Here is a 15,739-nt window from a genome sequence, read left to right as displayed (position 1 = left end):
CGTACCGCGGCCGTCTACCCGTCTCGCGGCGGGCCAACCCCGGGGGTCAGCGGGGGCCGCGCACCACGGCGACCGGGCACCGGGCGTGGTGCAGCACCGACTGACTCACCGACCCCAGCAGCAGGCCGGTCACCTCGCCGCGCCCCTGCCCCCCGACGACCATCAGTTGGGCGGAACGGGACGCCTCGGCGAGCACCGCGCCGGTGCGCCCGTGCGTCGCCCGCCAGGTCAGCCGCAGCCCCGGGTGGCGGTCGGTCAGCCCGTCCAGCCAGCCGGTGAGCATCCGCTCCTGCTCAGCGTGCAGCTGCGCCTCGTCGTACACCAGGGGTTGCATGTCACCGGGGCCGCTGCTGCCGGGGTGCCGGTAGGCGTGCACCGCGCGCAGCGGCACGCCGCGCGCCACGGCGGTCTCGGCGGCGAAGTCGGCGGCGAGCCGGGACGCCGCCGAGCCGTCCATCGCCACCAGCACCGGCTCGTCGGGGCGTTGGTCGCCGCGGGCGACGAGCACCGGGCAGTCGGCGTACGCGCAGACCTGCACCGCCACCGAGCCGACGACCAGCGCGGAGAAGCCGCCCAGCCCGCGGTCGCCGAGCACGATGAGCGCGGCGGTGGGGGACTCACCCACCAGCACGGCGGAGGCCTCGCCGTCGATGATCTCACCGGAGACCGTGAGCCCGGGTGTGGTCGCCTCGGCCTCGGCCACTGCGGCGGCCACCAGTTCCTCGGCCCGGTGGCGCAGTCCGGCGCCGGGCGGCGCGTCGTGAGCGGGGGAGACCGGCACGTGCAGCAGCGGCCAGATGAACCCGTGCACGACCCGCAGCGGTCGGTGCCGGCGGACGGCCTCGGCGGCGGCCAGGCGCACCGCGCGCAGGGACGACTCCGAGCCGTCCACGCCGACCACCACCGCCGCGCTGTCCGCCGAGTTCACCCGTGTCACCTCCCGCCGGGCCAGTATCGCGGGCGTGGCGGCGCGGCGGAGCGATACCGCCGGTCGGGCCCGGGTCGGTACGCTGGCGGCGACCGGACGGGGAGGAGCGTCGTCGATGGGTGAACCGGACGAGCCGAGCACCGCCCGCATGATCGACTTCTGGCTCGGCGGGGAGCACCACTTCGACGTCGACGTGGCCGCGGCGGGCGCCTTCGAGCAGGCGTACGGGCCGTGCGCGCCGGTCTTTCGGGAGCTGCGGGCGTTCCTCGGCCGGGCGGTGCGGGCGATGGCCGAGCAGGGCGTGGACGGGTTCCTGGTGTTCGGCGCGGGCGTGCCGACGATGGGCAACGTGCACGAGGTCGCCGCCGAGGCCACCGTGCTCTACACCGACGTCGACCCGGTCACCATCCGGCTGGGGCAGCGGATCCTCGCCGACAGCGACCGGGCGGGCTACGGCTACGGCGACGCCACCGACATCGGCACGATCGACCCGGCCCAGCTGCACCGATTCGTCCCGGGGTGGGGGCGGCGGCCGGTGGGGGTGGTCTTCCTCGGGCTCGCCGCGTTCCTCGACGACGCCACGCTCACGCGCACCCTCGACGAGCTGTACGCCGCAGCGGCGCCGGGGAGCCTGCTGGCCGTGGACTTCGACACCGAGGAGTTGGCCGCCCACCCGCAGGCGCTGGCGATGATGGGGCCGGCGTTCCGGTTGCGTCCCCCGGCGGCGTTCGCACCGCTGCTCGGTAGGTGGACGCCGACGGCGGACGGGATCGTCCCGGTCCACCGGTGGCGGCCCGCCGGCCCGCCCTCCGACGTGCCGGACGCCTTTCATGGCGTGCTGGCGACACGGGGCGCCGACTGACCCGCGACGACCGGTTGTCCGGGGGCGTCCGTATGATGCTTGCCCTGTAGCAAGTTTCTGGAGGGACGACCAACCATGGTGGACGCGCCGGACGGGGTGTCGCGCGCGCTGCGCGAGGCCGCGCCCGACCAGCTGGCGGAAGCGGCGGACCGGGCGATCCGGTCGGCGTTGGGCGCGTTGCGCACCGACGTGTTCGTCGCCGACTACCGGATCAGCGGTCTCTGGCCGGTGCTGGATCCCGACCTGCCGGCGGCCGGAGCCCTGGCCCGGCACACCGTGGCGCAGCGCTGCTTCTCAAGCCAGCAGCCGGTGCGCGACGGGCTGGACGACGGCGCGTGCCGGCTCTACCTGCCGCTGACGGTGTGGGGGGAGCGGCTGGGTGTGCTGCTCATCGAGCTGCCGACCGTCCCGGGCCCGGCGGTCACCGGCCACGCCACCGACATCGCCGGCGACCTGGCGGTGGCGATGCGGGCAGCGGACCGCGAGACCGACCGCTATCGCCGGGCCCGTCGCCGCGAGCGGCTCAGCATGGCCGCCGAGATGCAGTGGGACCTGCTGCCCGGTCGCAGCGTGTCGCACCGCGCCTTTCACCTGGCCGGGCAGTTGGAACCGGCGTACACCGTCGGCGGGGACCACTTCGACTGGTCGTTGGACGGTGACCGGCTCACCCTGACGGTGCTCAACGGCGAGGGCACCGGCCTGGCCGCGTCGCTGCTGACGGCGGTCACGGTGAACGCGATGCGCAACGCCCGCCGCTCCGGCGGTGGCCTCGTGGAGCAGGCGGAGCTGGCCTCGGACACGGTCTACTACCAGCACCGGGGGCGTCGGCACGTGGCCACGCTGCTGCTCGAGCTGGACATCCGCACCGGGCGGGTGCGCGCGGTCGACGCCGGTTCGCCGCACCTGCTGCGGATGCGTGGCGCGACCGTCGAGCCGGTGAAGCTGGAGCAGCAGCTGCCGTTGGGCATGTTCGCCGAGACCCGCTACGAGCTGCAGGAGTTCACGCTCGCGCCGGGTGACCGGGTCTTCGTCGTCAGCGACGGGGTGTGGGCGGCCGAGCCGGCGGGGCGGGAGCCGTACGGGCAGCGGATGATGGCCCGATCCCTACGGGCCACACGGTTGCAGCCGGCGACCGAGGCGGTTGGTACGGTGATGCGCGAACTACACGCCTACCACGCGGATTCCGATTTGCGCGACGACGCCGTCGTCGTCTGCCTCGACTGGCATGGTCCGCGTGAGCGGGACGGCGGATGAGGGTCGCCGCCGCCGCGCCGGGCGGGCACCAGCGCGACGACGGCAGGGGACATCGGGTGGAGCGACCTGGGGATCTCGCCTCGGCGATCGACGCGGCCGCCGAAACGCTGATCGCCGTGCTCGACTCGGCGGCGTCGCGGCATCAGGTGCCACCGACGCAGCTGCGGGTGCTGATGCTGATCAGCGGCCGGCAGGAGACCAACGTCAACGGCCTCGCGGAGTTGCTGGACGTGGTGCCCTCCTCGGCCAGCCGTCTCTGCGATCGGCTGGAGGCGACCGGTCTGTTGCGCCGGGTGGCCGACCCGCGCGACCGGCGGGAGGTGCGGTTGGTGCCGACCGCCGCCGCCCTGACCCTGCTGCGGGAGCTGGCGGAGCGGCGCCAGCGCGCGGTGCAGGCAGTGCTGGACAGGATGCCCCCGCGGATGCAGCACGATCTGTTGCTGTCGTTGCTCGCCTTCGGTCGCGCGGCGACGCAGACGGTGCCGGAGCAGCAGAGCGATCAGGCGGTTCAGACGGCCTGAACCGCCACGCTCCTTCCACTAGTATCCTAGGACGCCTTAAGCGTGGTGATCCACGCCACAGTGCGGCACAGCCGCACCAACGGCACGCGGCGGCGGCCGAGGAGCGCGGGGGAGCCCGATATAGTGGCAGCGCACTCAGCCGGCCCGTGATCATCGAGATCACGGGCTGCATCAGGGCAGAGGTCCCATCCCGGGGCCGCAGGGGAGCCGGCGGTTGCCGGCCCGACAGCGCGTACGACCTCCGCCGCGCCCGTTCACGGTCTGGCGTCGGGGCGTGCGGTGGAGGAGGTTCGGTGTCGCGTCGGCCGGCTCGGGCAGAGCATCCGCGGGACACCGGTGACCAGGCTCCCGGCGACCAGGTGCTCACCCTGCCCAACCTGATCAGCTTCGGGCGCCTGCTGGGCGTACCCCTGTTCCTCTATCTGTTCCTGGTGGCCCGCGCGGACGTGGCGGCGGTGGTGGTGCTGGCCATCGGCGGCACCACCGACTGGGTCGACGGTTGGATCGCGCGCCGGCTGCGTCAGGTGAGCCGGCTCGGAGAGCTGCTCGACCCCCTCGCCGACCGGCTCTACATCCTCGCCACGCTGCTCGCCTTCACGGCCCGGGAGGTGGTGCCGTGGCAGTTCACGGCGGCGCTGCTGGCCCGGGAGGCGCTGTTGCTCGGCTCGCTGGCGGTGTTGCGCCGCTACGGGTACGGGCCGCCGCCGGTGCACTACGTGGGCAAGACCGCCACGTTCCTGCTGCTCGCGGCGTTCCCGGTGCTGTTGTTGGCCACCGAGTGGAGTGCGGCGGCGACGGCCACGGCCGCGATCGGCTGGGGGCTGGCCTGGTGGGGGCTGGTGCTCTACTGGGTGGCCGGCGCCATGTACGTGGTGCAGGCGGCGCGGCTGGTGCGCGCGGCGCGCGGCCCGGGAGCGGCCACGTGAGCGCGACGCCGCCGGAGCGTCCCCGCACGGATCGGGTGTACGCCCCGGACTTCCTCACCGAGCTGTTCCGCAACCCCCTGGATCCGGGGTACGCGGACGCGGCGGCCGCGCGCCGGCGGGCGGCGTCGTCGCAGGACGACGCGTCCCCGGGTTGGCCGGCGCGGTCGGTCAGTCTGGTCGTGGTGGTGGTGCTGGGCTTCCTGTTCGCGGTGGCGTACCGCCAGACGATGGCGGACGAGCCGGGGCGTGCCCAGGCCCGCTCCGGGTTGGTGGCGCAGATCAAGGAGCGGGAGGGCCAGACCGACCGGTTGTCGGCGCGCGCGGACCAGCTGCGCGAGGAGGTCAGCCGCCAGCGGGACGCGGCGTTGAGCGGGTCGACCGCGGCCCGTCTGCGGGACCTGGAGGCGGTTACCGGGCTCGGCCGGGTGCGGGGTGACGGTGTGGTGGTGCGCCTGGCGGACGCGCCGGGCAACGCGGATGCGGTGACCGGTAAGGGCGCGGGGCCGTCGCAGGTGCTGTACAGCGATCTGCAGGGTGTGGCGAACGCGTTGTGGAGCGCCGGCGCGGAGGCGATCTCGATCAATGGGCAGCGGTTGACGTCGACGTCGACGATCCGGACGGCGGGCGAGGCGATCCTGGTGGATTTCCGGCCGGTGACGGGGCCGTACGAGGTGTCGGCGATCGGGCCGGGGTCGATGCGGCGCAAGTTCGAGGACAGCCGGAACGCGGCGGTGATGCGGGAGGTCGCGCAGAAGACCGGCCTGTCGTTCGGTGTGCGCAAGGCGGAGGACCTCACCCTGCCGGCGGCTCCGGAGCCGCAGCTACGCTACGCCAAGCCGTCGGTCAGTCCGAGCCCTTCTGGGTCGGGTGTCCGGTCCGGCAGTCCTGGGTCGTCGGGTTCGCCGGGGACCGCTAGTCCTTCCGGAGGTGGCGGATGATCGCGGTGCTGGCGTTGCTCGCCGGTGTGGTGCTGGGCGTGTGGCTTGATCCCACGGTGCCGGCGGCGTTGCAGCCGTACCTGCCGATCGCGGTGGTCGCCGCATTGGACGCGGTGTTCGGTGGGGTGCGGGCGAAGTTGGACCGCATCTTCGACGACAAGCAGTTCGTGGTGTCGTTCATCTCGAACGTGCTGGTGGCTGGTCTGATCGTGTATCTGGGGGATCAGTTGGGGGTGGGCGGGCAGTTGTCCACAGGTGTGGTGGTCGTTCTGGGTGTGCGGATCTTCGGGAATGTGGCGGCGATCCGTCGGCACCTGTTCCGGGCGTAGGTTTGACAGCGATGAGCGACGAGCAGGCGGAGACGGGGACGGGTTGGCCGCAGCCGGCGGGGCCGGGGCGGCCGGGTGGGCCGGCTGGTGAGCCGGATCCGCGGCCGGACGCGCCGGACCCGGACGAGTTGAGTCCGTTGGCGCCGCACGGTCCGACGGAGGAGCCGGAGTCGCCGGACGCGGAGCCCGGGGTGGCCCCGGTCGATGACGGCGCGACGGTGGACCTGAGCGCGATGTCGCGTCCGGCTGAGCCGGCGGACGAGCCGGTGGTGGAGTCGGCCCCCGCGGCGTCGGTGCGGTCGCGGTTCAGCGCGGCCGGGGTGATGATCGCGGCGTTGTTGGCGTTGCTGGGGTTCACGCTCGTCGTGCAGTTGAGGACGACGTCGACGGATCCGACGTTGGGGGCGACGCGTCAGGAGGACCTGGTGCGGATCCTGTCGGATCTGGATGCGCGCGAGAACCGTCTCCAGCAGGACATTCGGGCGTTGGAGGACAGTCAGCGGCAGTTGGCCTCGGGTGCGCAGGGTCGGCAGGCGGCGTTGGACGAGGCGACTCGTCGGGCGGACGAGCTGGGGATTCTGGCGGGTACGTTGCCGGCGGTGGGTCCGGGGTTGACTGTGCAGTTCTCCAGCAACGGGATCAAGCCGATCACTGCGGACCGGGTGTTGGACGCGGTGCAGGAGTTGCGGGGCGCGGGCGCGGAGGCGATGCAGATCTCCGGTGGTGACCGGGAGACGGTGCGGGTGATCGCATCGACGTACTTCCTTGACGGGGACAACGGGTCGTTGGTGGTGGAGGGGCGTCGGTTGACGGGTCCGTTCACCATCACGGTGATCGGTGATCCGGCGACGATGCGTACGGCGTTGAACATTCCTGGTGGGGTGGTCGCGTCGGTCCGGGGTGACGGCGGTAACGTGACGTTTGGGGAGCGTGAGGTTGCCGAGGTTTCGGCGCTGCACGTGCCGACCAAGTAGGAACACGCCCGTCCGGTCTCCTGACCGGCGCGGCCGCGCCGGGCCCGGGTGGTCCGGGGCACCGATGGATGAAGGACGCGTCTGGTGATTCCCGAGGATCTGCGATACACCGCCGAGCATGAGTGGGTGGCGGGTGACGGTACCGGCTCGGTGCGGGTCGGCATTACGCACTTCGCGCAGGACGCGTTGGGTGACATCGTGTACGTGCAGTTGCCGGAGGTGGGTGCGGCCGTCGCGGTCGGTGACTCGCTGGGTGAGATCGAGTCGACCAAGAGTGTGTCGGAGATCTACGCGCCGGTTGCGGGCACGGTGGCGGCGCGTAACGACGCGCTGGGTGACACTCCTGAGCTGATCAACACGGATCCGTACGGTGCGGGTTGGCTGGTGGAGATCACGCCGAACGATCCGACGGCGACGGACGGGTTGCTGACGGCGGGCGCGTACCAGAAGATCACCGAAGGCTGAGTGTGCTTGATCCGGTGTGCGGGATGTCTGCGCGCGTCCGGTTGCCCTGCATTTCGGCGCTGGCTAGGCTCGCCCAGTCGACCGAGAAGAACCCATTAGTTGAGCGTTGTGGAATTGCCTTCCCGGGCACGGGGAGCCAGCCGCCGGGTGGACGAGCGCCCGGCGGCCAGACCCGCCATTACCCGACGCCGACCGAACAGATCCGTGAGGTGGTCCCATGACGCGCCCAGACGACGAGTTCCCCCCACTCGACGTCACCTCGACGCTCAATCTCGGCTCGCTCGACGAAGTGCTGGAAGGGCCGGACACCGATGTGGTGCCGAGCCGGATGTCCGGTTCGTTGCCGCCGGGTATGGCGTTGCTGGTGGTTCGTCGCGGCCCGAATGCGGGTGCCCGGTTCCTGTTGGACCACGATGTGACGACCAGTGGCCGGCACCCGGACAGTGACATCTTCCTCGACGATGTGACGGTGTCGCGCCGGCACGCGGAGTTCCACCGTGATGGTGGGACGTTCACGGTGCGGGACGTGGGTAGCCTCAACGGCACGTACGTGAATCGTGAGCGGGTCGAGGCGGCCACGTTGAGCAATGGTGACGAGGTACAGATCGGTAAGTTCCGGGTGGTGTTCATCGCCGGTCCGCGCCCGGAGGAGGAGGCCGGCCGGGGGTGAACGAGCCTGCGGCCTCCACGCCACCCGGGGCGGCCCGGTCCCAGCCGCTGATGAGCATCGGTGAGGTGCTGGGGCAGTTGCGGGTGGATTTCCCGGACACGACGATTTCGAAGCTGCGGTTCCTCGAGGCCGAGGGGCTGGTGGAGCCGCAGCGGACGGCGGCGGGTTACCGGAAGTACAGCTGGGACGATGTGGCGCGGTTGCGGTTCGTGCTGACCGCGCAGCGGGACCGGTACCTGCCGTTGCGGGTGATCCGTGAGCAGTTGGCGCAGTGGGATTCGTCCGGCGAGCAGCCGGAGCGGTCACGGCCGGCGTTGGTCGCGGTGGGGCCCGATGGTGAGGTGCCGGGTCGAGAGTCGGCGGAGCCGGCCGAGTCGTCGCAGGTGCGGCTCGGCCGGGCTGAGCTGGTGGCCCGCAGTGGGATCGACGAGTCGACGCTTGTGGAGTTGGAGCGGCTCGGTGTGCTGGTGTCGGATCCGCCGGGGTGGTATGACGCGGATGCGTTGATCATCGCGTCGGCGGTGGCGGGTTTGGCGGCGTACGGGTTGGAGCCGCGGCACCTGCGGGGTTACCGGAGTGCGGCCGATCGTGAGGTCGGGTTGTTCGCGCAGTTGGTGGCGCCGTTGGCGCGGCAGAGTGATCCGGCGGCGCGGGCGCGGGCGGCGGAGACGGCGCGGGAGTTGGTGGCGTTGTCGGAGCAGTTGCACGCGGCGTTGGTGCGGGTGGGGCTGCGGTCGACGTTGGGTCGGTGAGGGTGCCCGGCAGGTGGCGGTGGAGCGGAAAGATCTCTTCTGCGAAGCGTGCCGTAGGCTTGCCGGGGTAACCCCTCTCTGGCGCGGGCGTGGTGCTGTAGCGCATCGGACGACCGTGTTGCGGTCCGTGTACCGTGCAGGGAAGGGCGCGGTGCGGCGTAGGTGACAACGACACGGAGGCGGCGGTGCGCGAGCTGAGCGTGGTCGGAGTTCGGGTGGAGCTGCCCAGCAACCAGCCGATCGTCCTGCTCAGGGAGGTCGAGGGCGACCGCTATCTGCCGATCTGGATCGGCGCGGTCGAGGCCACGGCTATCGCTTATGAGCAGCAGGGGGTCAAGCCGGCCCGTCCGTTGACGCATGATCTTTTGCGGGATGTGTTGGCGGCGTTGCAGGCGCCGTTGCAGGCGGTGGAGATCACCGAGCTGAAGGAGAACGTGTTCTACGCGGATCTCCTGATCGGCGATGGGGTGCGGGTGTCGGCGCGGCCGAGCGATTCGATCGCGTTGGCGTTGCGCGTCGGTGCGCCGATTCGTTGTGCGGAGCAGGTCCTCAGCGAGGCGGGGATCGTTATCCCCGATGAGCAGGAGGATGAGGTGGAGAAGTTCCGCGAGTTCTTGGAGCAGGTGCGTCCGGAGGATTTCGCGGGCTGAGCGGCTTCGGTTCCGCGTTGGTGTCACGGTGGGTGACGTCAGCGCGTGGTGGTGATCTTTCTCGGTGGCTGCGCGGCGTGTCGCGTCGGTTCCTCCGTGGTAACCCCTGAAGGTGGCGTTAGGGTTGCCGTGTCGAGGGGTGCGCGTCGGACGAAACGATGCGTCGCCGCACTGACGGGGAGGTTGTCCGGATGCACGAGCCGCAGGATCCTGATCCGGGTACACAGGTGGGTGAGCCGGGCGCGTCGTCGCCGGGTGTGGCGACTGAGGGTGACGGCTCGGTGGGCTACCGAGGTGTGACGGCCTGCCACGCGGTGGGCATCAGTTACCGGCAGTTGGATTACTGGGCGCGGACGACGCTTGTGGTGCCGAGTGTGCGCGACGCGTCGGGTTCGGGGACGCAGCGGTTGTACTCGTTCCGCGATCTGGTGGTGTTGAAGGTCGTGAAGCGGTTGTTGGACGCGGGGGTGTCCCTGCAGAACATCCGCAAGGCGATCGAGGCGTTGCGGTCGCGTGGTGTGGAGGATCTGGCGGGCATCACGTTGATCTCCGACGGGACGACGGTGTACGAGTGCCGGTCTCCGGAGGAGGTGGTCGACCTGTTGCAGGGTGGCCAGGGCGTCTTCGGGATCGCGATCGGTGGGGCGTTCAAGGAGATTCAGGGGTCGTTGTCGCATCTGCCGGCGGAGCCGGCGGCGAGCGGCCCGGCGGAGCCTGCGGTGGGGTCCTCGTCGGATCCGGTGGGTGACGAGTTGGCGGCGCGGCGGGCGAGGCGTCGGGCCGGCTGAGTCGCGGTGCGCGTCCGTTGGCGTGCGGTCCGTTGATACGGGTGACTTTTTTGGCTGCGGCCGCCTGGTGACTGTGGGTCAGGTCGTGGTGTCCGGGTGAGGGTTCCCCGGGTGGCCGATTCCACTGTGGACACTGTCGGTGCTCTTCTGGTTGCCGTCGGTGGATTTCGGGTTCCCTTGTGATGACGGTGCGTGTGCGTCAATTGTCGGGAAACCGATAGGGGGGCCCTGACCGGAGGTCGCGGGCACGCTATGGTCCGTCACGGTCCCTGGCGTGCCGCCGTGGCATGACGGTGTGGCGTCGGTGGCCGTTGCCCCTGCGCGTCACCGCGCGCGCGACCTGTCACCCCGGAAGGAACGACCGTGACGGTTACGGAAGAGACCGCTCCAGCCTCGAATTACGACCGCATCGGCGGTGCGAGTTCGGTGAAGGCGGCCGTGGAGCTGTTCTACGACAAGGTGCTCGCCGATCCGGAGTTGGCGGGTTATTTCGCCACTGTGGACATGACGGGTCAGCGTCGGCACCTGGCGTTGATGTTGACGGTGGTGCTGGGCGGCCCGAACGAGTACACCGGTCGCGGGTTGGCCGAGGCGCACCAGCCGTTGGGCATTCCGGTGGCGCACTACGCCAAGGTGGGTGAGTACCTGATCGCGACGCTGGCCGAGCTGGGTGTTCCGGCCGACGTGCAGGACGACGTGCGGGCGGTGCTGGTGCAGGTGCAGGACCAGGTGGTGGCCACCGGAGAGCGTCCGGGCGTCTGAGCGTGGACGCGGCCCGACTCAAGCAGAGTTGGTCCCTCGTCGCCGGGCACGGCGACGAGGTGCCGCTCTACTTCTATTCAACGTTGTTTCTGGCGCATCCCGAGACGCGGCAGATGTTCCCCACGAACATGGCGGGGCAGCGGGACCGTCTGGTCACCGCGTTGGGTCACATCGTGTCCCACGTGGACCAGGTCGATCGGCTGGTGGGTTTCCTGCAGGACCTCGGCGCGGATCACCGTAAGTTCGCGGTCCGCGCGGAGCACTATCCGGCGGTCGGTGAAGCGCTGCTGGCGACGTTGCAGCATTTCCTCGCCGAGCAGTGGACCGATGAGCTGGCCCAGGACTGGGCTGCCGCGTACGGGCTGATCGCGCAGGTGATGATGGAGGCGGCGCAGGCCGCCGAGGCGGTGAACCCGCCGTGGTGGGTGGCCGAGATCGTGGCCCATGAGCGGCGGGCGTTCGACGTGGCGGTGTTGACGGTGCGTCCGCAGTACCTGTTGCCGTTCACCCCGGGTCAGTCGATCGGGGTGTCGCATCCGTCGGTGCGGTCGTGGCGGTACTACTCGCCGGCGAACGCGCCACGCGCGGACGGCACGCTGGAGTTGCATGTGCGGGCCGCGCCGGGTGGCGCGGTGTCGTCGCGGCTGGTGTACGGCTCGGCGGTGGGGGACCGCGTGCATCTGGCCGCTCCGGTGGGGGACCGCCTGTCGTTGTGGTCGGCGGGTTCCAGTGATCTGTTGCTGCTGGCGTCGGGCACCGGCTGGGCGCCGGTGAAGGCGCTGGTGGAGCAGGTCGCCGCGGAGGGGTCGGGTCGTCGCGTGGATCTGTACGTGGGTGCGCGGTCGCGCAGTGAGTTCTACGACAGCGACGCGATCGACAAGTTGGCGTCGTCGTGTCCGTGGTTGACGGTGACGTACGTGGTGGGCGCGGACGTGAACCGCCCGGGTGAGTTCGTGTACGCGGTGGACCGGGCGTTGGCCGATGGGGACTGGCGTTCGCGGCACGTGTACGTGTGCGGGTCGGACGAGATGGTGTCGCACGCGGTGCAGTCGTTGGCTCGGGCGGGTTACCACGAGGGTCAGGTGCATCACGAGGGTCTGGGCAAGCAGTGGTACGGCCCGGCGTGGCGTACGGCGGTCCAGCAGTCGAGTGAGGGGGGTGACCGGTGAGCGCGAGGAGTGAGCTTGCGAGCCCCGCAGTCGCGAAGGAAGGGCGTGAGCGGTGAGCGCGACCCCGATCAGCCGGTACGACGGTATTCAGGTGTCCGGCGGTGTGCAGGTGCGGATGACCTCCGACCGGGTTCGGCGGTGGGAGTTCGGGACGGCGCCGTTCGCGCGGCGTGGCTACGACAACGCGGACGTGGACCGGTTCCGGGTGCAGGTCGCCGACGAGTTGGATCTGTTGGCGACGCAGATCGCGAACCTGCGGGCGGAGAATGAGCGGCTCACCGACCGGGTGGAGTTGCACCGTCACGGGGTGATCCCGAGTACGCCGGCGGCGGCGAAGGTGCCAGCGGCCAAGGAGGTGAATCTGCTGTCGGCGGCGCAGCGGGAGGCCGAGCAGATCATCGCGCAGGCGCACGACTACGCGCGGCGGGTCGCCGAGTACGCCCGGATGCAGTACGAGAGTTACATGCGGGCGGCGGCGGAGGAGGCGAAGCAGGAGGCTGAGCGGGCGGTCACGGAGTACCGCAGTTCGGCCGGGTCCAGCTTCGACGACACGGTGGCGACCCGGGAGGCGTTGCGGATCTTCGGCGAGATGATGGTGTCGCACATGCAGGCGGCGGCGCGGCATCTCGACGACGGCAGTGAACAGTTGGCGCGCACGATGGACCGGATCGCGAAGGAGACGCCGGGGGCGCCCTTCGTGGGTGGCGCGGCCGGGCAGGCGGCGTTGCCCCGTCACCACCAGCGGTGAGTTGTCAGGGGTGGGGTTCGCTGCGGTGGACCCCACCCGGCGCGCTGGCGGCGGTGGCATAGTCGAAGGGGCCAGGCGGGGCTGATATCGGTGGCCCGCCCCGGGGAGAGGCGCCGTCGTGTCCGTATCACCCTCACCGGATCCGCTGGCCGCGTTGGAGGCTTCGGCGTGGGCTCTGGCGGCCGCGGTCGGCACCATGAGTGACGCCCTGTCGGCCCCGCTCGCCGAGGTCCTCGCGGCGTCGCCGCACCGCAGCGCGGTGCTGGAGGCCGCTGGTCTGCTGTCCTGGCATGCTGGGGTGCCGGTCGCGCACCCGTCGCTGTTGGCTGCCGACGGGCCGACCGGGCGCAGCGCGGTGCAGGCGCGGTTGAGTTCGCTGCGGCAGGCGGTCGCCGCGGCGGCGCAGGAGCCGTCGGGGCCGGGCGGGACCGGTTGGGCGGAGTTGGGCGACGAGGTGTTGCTGCATCAGGGTCGGGCGTCGGCGGCGACCGGCCGGGCGTTGGCCACCCGGGTGGTGCCCGAGTTGCCGGGGCTGGCGCGGCGCCTGGGCTCGACGGACGGCCGGGTGCTGGACGTGGGCACCGGTGTGGCGGCGTTGGCGGTTGCCCTGGCCCGGGCGTTGCCCCGGGCGTCGGTGGTGGGGATCGACGTGTTGCAGCGGGCGTTGGACCTGGCCCGCGGGGAGTTGGCCGCAGCGCCCGACGTCGCGGATCGGATCAGTCTGCGCCGTCAGGACGTCGCGGAGGTGGCCGAGCCGGGCGGGTACGACCTGGTGTGGCTGCCGGCGCCGTTCCTGCCCCAGCAGACGTTGACGGTGGCGTTGCCCCGGCTGGTGCAGGCGTTGCGGCCGGGCGGCTGGCTGGTGGCGGGCACCAACCCGCCGGCGGCGGATCCGTTGCGGGCGGCGGTGGGCCGGTGGAACGCGGTCCGCAACGGCGGCAACGCCTTCGACGCGGACCGGATGGCGCAGGTGCTGGAGGGGGCGGGGCTGGTGGATGTCCGTCGTTTCCCGACCGTGCCCGGCGGGCCGGTGCTGGTCGCCGCGCACCACCCCGGGGGCTGACCTCCGCCGACCGGGGGTGCCCCTCGACGGTTGGGTCGGTCAGGTGGCGGCGGCGCGGATGGCGTCGGCGATCGGGGTGGGGCCGTCGACGAGTTCCAGGGTCGTGCCGGCGGTGCGGGGTTCGTCCAGGAGCGCGGCGAGGACGTGGGCGACATCGGCGCGGCTGATCGCGCCGCCGCCGGCGTGTGGGGTGAGGGTGACCTGCCCGGTGGGTTCGTCGTCGGTGAGCCGGCCGGGGCGCAGCACCGTCCAGGCCAGGTCGCGGGCGCGCAGGTCGTCCTCGGCGGCTCGTTTGGCGCGTAGGTAGGCGGCCCACACGTCGTCGGTGCCGGCGGCGGGTGGCTTGTCCACGCCCATGGAGGACACCAGCAGGTAGCGGTGGACGCCGGCGCGGGTGGCGGCGTCGGCGAGCAGCGCGGCGGCGCCCCGGTCGACGGTGTCCTTGCGGGCGGCGCCGCTGCCGGGGCCGGCGCCGGCGGCGAAGACCACCGCGTCGGCGTCGCGCAGGTGCGCGGCGACCTCGTCGACGTCGACGTGTTCGAGGTCGCAGACGACCGCTGTGGCGCCGGCGGCGCGCAGGTCGTCGGCCTGGTCGGGGTTGCGGATCAGGCCGACGGCGGTGTCGCCGCGGTCGGCGAGGTGCCGCTGGAGCAGCAGGGCGATCTTGCCGTGGCCTCCGGCGATGACAACACGCATGTGCCCAACCTACCGCTGTCGCCGGGCTTGACCTTGACCTGCGGGCAACCCCCAGGCTGGTGCGTGCCGGTCACCGTGACCGGCGCGAGGAGGAAGCCGACGTGGGGTTGTTGACCATCGGGGCGTTCGCCCGGGCGGCGGGACTGACGCCGAAGGCGTTGCACCTGTACGGACGGGTGGGGGTGCTGGCGCCGGCCGCGGTGGATTCCGAGTCGGGATACCGGCTCTACGACCCGCGGCAGGTGCCGCTGGCCCGGCTGGTGGCCCAGTTGCGTCGCATCGGCATGCCGCTGGCGCAGATCCGCGCCGTGTGCGAGCTGGAACCCGCGGCGGCGGCGGAGGCCGTCACCGCGTACTGGCGGCAGGTGTCGGTCGACACCGCGGCCCGCGCCCGGCTCGCCGGCCTCCTCGTGGATCACCTGTCCGAGGGGAGCGCCACCGTGTCGAGAACGAACCGCACCGTCGCCGTCCGCTACGCCGCCGGTTGTGACACCGGGACCGTGCGGGACAGCAACGAGGACGTCGCGTACGCCAGTGAGCGGTTGCTGGCCGTCGCCGACGGGGTACGGGGGCCCGGCGGCGGGGCGGCGAGCGCCGCCGCCGTCCACGCGCTCACCGCGTTGGAACTCGCCGACGGGCCGGCCGTCGACCTGCTGACGATGCTGGCGGGGGCGGTCACCGACGCGGACCGGGTCGTGCGCGAGTTGGCGACCGACGACCACCAGCCGGCGACCACGCTGACCGCGCTGCTGCGCAGCGGCACCCACCTGGCGCTGGTGCACGTCGGTGACACCCGCGCGTACCTGCTGCGCGACGGTGAGCTGTCCCTGTTGACGCAGGACCACACGTGGGTGCAGGCGCAGGTGGATCAGGGCCGGCTCGACCGCGACGAGGCGGGCGCGCATCCCCAGCGGGCGGTGCTGGTGCGCGCGCTGGGCGGCGGTCAGCAGGTCGAGGCCGACCTGGCGTTGCGGGCGGCGTTGCCCGGTGACCGGTACCTGCTGTGCTCCGACGGGCTGTGGGCTGTCGTCGACCGGGTCGCCCTGTTCTCGACACTGAGCGCGGCGGCCGATCCGGAGCACGCGGTGCGGGCCCTGGTCGACGCCGCGCGGGCCGCGGGGGCGCCGGACAACATCGCCTGCGTCGTCGCCGACGTCCTCGCGGTCTAGAGCGCGGCGGGGTGGCCGTCGCGCGGGTGCGGTGCCGGCGGCCGCCGGCACCGGACGAGGCCGCTGCCGGGCGTA

General features: G+C 71.9%; 19 protein-coding genes. 17 read left to right on the top strand and 2 right to left on the bottom strand.

Annotated features, from left to right (window positions below):
• Positions 1-46: 46 nt before the first annotated feature.
• Complete coding sequence (locus tag ACLQ27_RS02190; RefSeq protein WP_425865426.1) at positions 47-928, bottom strand: universal stress protein; 882 nt, start codon at positions 926-928, stop codon at positions 47-49.
• Between the two features lie 115 nt (positions 929-1,043).
• Here ACLQ27_RS02190 and ACLQ27_RS02185 point away from each other — a divergent pair, with 115 nt between their 5' ends.
• The 16 genes from ACLQ27_RS02185 (at position 1,044) to ACLQ27_RS02110 (ending at position 13,799) form a co-directional block, all read left to right on the top strand.
• Positions 1,044-1,790, top strand: coding sequence for an SAM-dependent methyltransferase (locus ACLQ27_RS02185; protein ID WP_425865425.1), 747 nt, complete (start codon positions 1,044-1,046; stop codon positions 1,788-1,790).
• Positions 1,791-1,865: 75 nt separating this feature from the next.
• Positions 1,866-3,044: a PP2C family protein-serine/threonine phosphatase gene (locus ACLQ27_RS02180; RefSeq protein WP_234586117.1), complete on the top strand. Its 1,179-nt coding sequence runs from the start codon at positions 1,866-1,868 to the stop codon at positions 3,042-3,044.
• 56 nt (positions 3,045-3,100) lie between these two features.
• Positions 3,101-3,565, top strand: a complete 465-nt coding sequence (locus ACLQ27_RS02175) for a MarR family winged helix-turn-helix transcriptional regulator (RefSeq protein ID WP_357490632.1) — start codon at positions 3,101-3,103, stop codon at positions 3,563-3,565.
• Between the two features lie 293 nt (positions 3,566-3,858).
• Positions 3,859-4,491 carry a CDP-alcohol phosphatidyltransferase family protein gene (locus tag ACLQ27_RS02170; protein ID WP_234586119.1) on the top strand — a complete coding sequence of 211 codons (633 nt, stop codon included), beginning with the start codon at positions 3,859-3,861 and terminating at the stop codon, positions 4,489-4,491.
• Positions 4,488-5,429: a DUF881 domain-containing protein gene (locus ACLQ27_RS02165; RefSeq protein WP_425865424.1), complete on the top strand. Its 942-nt coding sequence runs from the start codon at positions 4,488-4,490 to the stop codon at positions 5,427-5,429. The genes ACLQ27_RS02170 and ACLQ27_RS02165 overlap by 4 nt, the downstream gene beginning before the upstream one ends.
• Positions 5,426-5,758 carry a small basic family protein gene (locus ACLQ27_RS02160; protein ID WP_007460356.1) on the top strand — a complete coding sequence of 111 codons (333 nt, stop codon included), beginning with the start codon at positions 5,426-5,428 and terminating at the stop codon, positions 5,756-5,758. Before ACLQ27_RS02165 ends, ACLQ27_RS02160 begins: the two co-directional genes overlap by 4 nt.
• 11 nt (positions 5,759-5,769) lie before the next feature.
• Complete coding sequence (locus ACLQ27_RS02155) at positions 5,770-6,732, top strand: DUF881 domain-containing protein (RefSeq protein WP_357490546.1); 963 nt, start codon at positions 5,770-5,772, stop codon at positions 6,730-6,732.
• An 84-nt stretch (positions 6,733-6,816) separates the two neighbouring features.
• Positions 6,817-7,197: a glycine cleavage system protein GcvH gene (gcvH, locus tag ACLQ27_RS02150; RefSeq protein WP_234586125.1), complete on the top strand. Its 381-nt coding sequence runs from the start codon at positions 6,817-6,819 to the stop codon at positions 7,195-7,197.
• A gap of 217 nt (positions 7,198-7,414) precedes the next feature.
• Positions 7,415-7,867, top strand: a complete 453-nt coding sequence (gene odhI, locus ACLQ27_RS02145) for an oxoglutarate dehydrogenase inhibitor Odhl (RefSeq protein ID WP_007071101.1) — start codon at positions 7,415-7,417, stop codon at positions 7,865-7,867.
• A gap of 50 nt (positions 7,868-7,917) precedes the next feature.
• The gene (locus ACLQ27_RS02140) at positions 7,918-8,619 is read left to right on the top strand and encodes a MerR family transcriptional regulator (RefSeq protein WP_234586290.1); all 702 of its coding nucleotides are present in this window, start codon (positions 7,918-7,920) and stop codon (positions 8,617-8,619) included.
• A gap of 185 nt (positions 8,620-8,804) precedes the next feature.
• Positions 8,805-9,269: a bifunctional nuclease family protein gene (locus ACLQ27_RS02135; protein WP_007460347.1), complete on the top strand. Its 465-nt coding sequence runs from the start codon at positions 8,805-8,807 to the stop codon at positions 9,267-9,269.
• 191 nt (positions 9,270-9,460) lie between these two features.
• Positions 9,461-10,057, top strand: coding sequence for a MerR family transcriptional regulator (locus tag ACLQ27_RS02130; RefSeq protein WP_234586138.1), 597 nt, complete (start codon positions 9,461-9,463; stop codon positions 10,055-10,057).
• Between the two features lie 363 nt (positions 10,058-10,420).
• Positions 10,421-10,819, top strand: a complete 399-nt coding sequence (locus tag ACLQ27_RS02125; protein WP_308195378.1) for a group I truncated hemoglobin — start codon at positions 10,421-10,423, stop codon at positions 10,817-10,819.
• A 2-nt stretch (positions 10,820-10,821) separates the two neighbouring features.
• Positions 10,822-11,988 carry a globin domain-containing protein gene (locus tag ACLQ27_RS02120; RefSeq protein WP_425865422.1) on the top strand — a complete coding sequence of 389 codons (1,167 nt, stop codon included), beginning with the start codon at positions 10,822-10,824 and terminating at the stop codon, positions 11,986-11,988.
• Positions 11,989-12,040: 52 nt separating this feature from the next.
• The gene (locus tag ACLQ27_RS02115) at positions 12,041-12,736 is read left to right on the top strand and encodes a DivIVA domain-containing protein (RefSeq protein WP_234586171.1); all 696 of its coding nucleotides are present in this window, start codon (positions 12,041-12,043) and stop codon (positions 12,734-12,736) included.
• Positions 12,737-12,854: 118 nt separating this feature from the next.
• Entirely contained in the window at positions 12,855-13,799 is a 945-nt protein-coding gene (locus ACLQ27_RS02110) for an SAM-dependent methyltransferase (RefSeq protein ID WP_425865421.1), read from the top strand.
• Between the two features lie 39 nt (positions 13,800-13,838).
• Here the strand turns inward: ACLQ27_RS02110 and ACLQ27_RS02105 are convergent, their stop codons facing one another.
• Positions 13,839-14,495, bottom strand: a complete 657-nt coding sequence (locus ACLQ27_RS02105) for an SDR family oxidoreductase (RefSeq protein ID WP_425865418.1) — start codon at positions 14,493-14,495, stop codon at positions 13,839-13,841.
• A gap of 101 nt (positions 14,496-14,596) precedes the next feature.
• On the opposite strand from ACLQ27_RS02105, the gene ACLQ27_RS02100 reads away from it, so the two are divergent.
• The gene (locus tag ACLQ27_RS02100) at positions 14,597-15,664 is read left to right on the top strand and encodes a MerR family transcriptional regulator (protein WP_425865416.1); all 1,068 of its coding nucleotides are present in this window, start codon (positions 14,597-14,599) and stop codon (positions 15,662-15,664) included.
• The last annotated feature ends 75 nt before the right edge of the window (positions 15,665-15,739 follow it).

The sequence above is a fragment of the Micromonospora sp. DT63 genome (assembly GCF_049841615.1).
GTDB lineage: Bacteria > Actinomycetota > Actinomycetes > Mycobacteriales > Micromonosporaceae > Micromonospora.
The sequence above is the reverse complement of the archived record's forward strand: the minus strand, read 5'-3'. Positions and strand labels throughout refer to the sequence as shown.

Excerpts from the sequence above, each read along its gene's own strand:
- ACLQ27_RS02185 (WP_425865425.1), top strand. The coding sequence starts at position 1,044 with ATGGGTGAACCGGACGAGCCGAGCACCGCCCGCATGATCGACTTCTGG.
- ACLQ27_RS02180 (WP_234586117.1), top strand. The coding sequence starts at position 1,866 with ATGGTGGACGCGCCGGACGGGGTGTCGCGCGCGCTGCGCGAGGCCGCG.
- ACLQ27_RS02160 (WP_007460356.1), top strand. The coding sequence starts at position 5,426 with ATGATCGCGGTGCTGGCGTTGCTCGCCGGTGTGGTGCTGGGCGTGTGG.
- ACLQ27_RS02155 (WP_357490546.1), top strand. The coding sequence starts at position 5,770 with ATGAGCGACGAGCAGGCGGAGACGGGGACGGGTTGGCCGCAGCCGGCG.
- odhI (WP_007071101.1), top strand. The coding sequence starts at position 7,415 with ATGACGCGCCCAGACGACGAGTTCCCCCCACTCGACGTCACCTCGACG.
- ACLQ27_RS02140 (WP_234586290.1), top strand. The coding sequence starts at position 7,918 with ATGAGCATCGGTGAGGTGCTGGGGCAGTTGCGGGTGGATTTCCCGGAC.
- ACLQ27_RS02130 (WP_234586138.1), top strand. The coding sequence starts at position 9,461 with ATGCACGAGCCGCAGGATCCTGATCCGGGTACACAGGTGGGTGAGCCG.
- ACLQ27_RS02105 (WP_425865418.1), bottom strand. The coding sequence starts at position 14,495 with ATGCGTGTTGTCATCGCCGGAGGCCACGGCAAGATCGCCCTGCTGCTC.